Below are 2,055 nucleotides of genomic sequence, written 5' to 3'. Positions count from 1 at the left end.
CCAACCCTTTTTTGTACCTATCGGATCGCTTATGGAATCGCTTTACCAGCAGTTTTCTCATGTATTGAACACCTATTATCAACCTCAAACGAAGGTCGTTGTCGCGTTTAGTGGTGGTGTGGACTCGCGCTTGTTACTTGAGTTACTTCGCCGTTATCGAGAAGAAAACTCCCTCTCTTGCCACGCGGTTTATGTTCATCATGGTTTGAGTGAAAATGCGGACATTTGGGCCGATAAGTGTCAAGTATGGGCGAAACAAGCAGGTATTTCGTGCTCGGTAGAGCGTGTGAACCTAGATACCAATAGTGGTGAGAGCATTGAATCGCTGGCACGTGAAGCGCGCTATGAAGCTCTGGCTCGTCATATCAATCGTGGCGACTTATTGCTAACAGGTCAGCATGCCGACGACCAAGTCGAAACATTTTTACTCGCGTTGAAACGTGGAAGTGGACCTAAGGGTTTATCTTCGATGGCAGAAAGTATGCCGTTTGCTGGTGGCACATTAGTTCGTCCGCTACTTAACATCAAGCGCGAGCAGATAGAAGCGACGGCGAAGAACATTGGTTTGGAATGGGTAGAAGACGAAAGTAACCAAGACACGCGCTACGATCGAAATTTTTTACGTCATCGTATCGTCCCTGAGTTGTCTGAGCGTTGGCCGAGTATTCATCAAGCCGTGCAACGAAGCGCAAGCTTATGTGCTCAGCAAGAATCGTTATTGGATGAGCTCCTAGGTTCGGTGTTTGCGCGTGCTCTACAAGCGGATTTGAGCTTAAGTATTGATGAGTTAGCTATCCATAGTGAATTAGCTCAAGCGCGTTTGATTCGTATGTGGTTGAGTAAATTGAATGCCAATATGCCGAGTCAAACTCAATTGCGCTTGATTTGGCAAGAAGTGGCATTGGCACAACAAGATGCCAATCCAAAGCTTAAACTCAAACAAGGAGAGATCCGACGTTTCCAAAACAAATTGTACTGGGTTACGCCTCATGCCGATGTGACGAGTTGGCAAGGCCATATCCAAATCGATGAGCCACTGGTTTTACCTGAGAGTTTGGGGACGTTAACGCTTAGTTCGGGTTCTCATCAGCCAAGTATTTCGCTGCCATCGCACCCTGAGTTATTGAGGGTTACTTTCAATCCCGAAGGTTTGTCGGCACACCCCACAACACGTAGTCGCAGTCGTAAACTGAAAAAGTTATTCCAAGAATACAATGTGCCAAGCTGGTTACGCCGTCAGATCCCGATTTTGATGTACAAAGACCAAGTTGTTGCAGTCGCAGACTTGTTTGTGGATCAAACATTTAGTGGCCAAGACTGTGAACTCATTTGGCGCAAGCCTTTGTAATTCATGTCACAATATCGACCATAACTATCTCAAATAAAAAACGATTAGGTGAAGCAATGAAGAGAGTAATGATCGGTGCAGTGGCTGCACTAACCATGTTGAGTGGCCAAGCTCTGGCGGGTGATGCCGCTGCGGGACAAGCTAAAGCTGCAGTATGTGCGGCATGTCATGGCGCAGACGGTAACGCGACGATTCCAGGCTACCCAAATTTGAAAGGGCAAAACGAGCAGTACATCGTGAGCTCAATCAAAGCTTACAAAAACAAAGAACGTAGCGGTGGTCTTGCTGCAGTAATGCAGGCTCAGGCGTCGCTGCTTTCTGATGACGATATTGCAAACCTTGCCGCTTACTACTCAAGTTTGAAGTAAGTAAAAAGCGCATTAACACGTCGTTATCTTATTTCTACAAAACCAGAGCATTGCTCTGGTTTTGTTTTATCTCGAGTTAATAAACCTTATTGAGCTCAGGATTTTAGCCGATGAAGCAGAGACAAACATTGAATGTTATGAGACGCTAAACGATAATATGCGCAAACGATTGAAGCTTAAGGGATGAACATGAAAAAGATTGAAGCGATTATCAAGCCATTTAAGCTCGATGATGTCCGTGAAGCGCTGGCGGAAGTCGGCATTACGGGTATGACGGTGTCTGAAGTCAAAGGTTTTGGTCGTCAGAAAGGCCACACTGAGCTATACCGCGGTGCGGAA

Annotated in this window: 3 protein-coding genes; all 3 read left to right on the top strand. The window is 46.0% G+C overall.

What is annotated here, in order from left to right:
• Positions 1–31 precede the first annotated feature (31 nt).
• Positions 32–1,348, top strand: coding sequence for a tRNA lysidine(34) synthetase TilS (tilS, locus tag R8N28_RS23815; protein WP_140246316.1), 1,317 nt, complete (start codon positions 32–34; stop codon positions 1,346–1,348).
• Positions 1,349–1,404: 56 nt separating this feature from the next.
• The gene (locus R8N28_RS23810) at positions 1,405–1,716 is read left to right on the top strand and encodes a c-type cytochrome (RefSeq protein WP_005488964.1); all 312 of its coding nucleotides are present in this window, start codon (positions 1,405–1,407) and stop codon (positions 1,714–1,716) included.
• 189 nt (positions 1,717–1,905) lie between these two features.
• Positions 1,906–2,055 (top strand): P-II family nitrogen regulator (locus R8N28_RS23805; RefSeq protein WP_318183498.1); only part of this gene is annotated, 150 nt, incomplete at its 3' end.

Source organism: Vibrio sp. Vb1554 (assembly GCF_033344235.1).
This window is presented reverse-complemented; position numbering and strand designations above follow the sequence as displayed.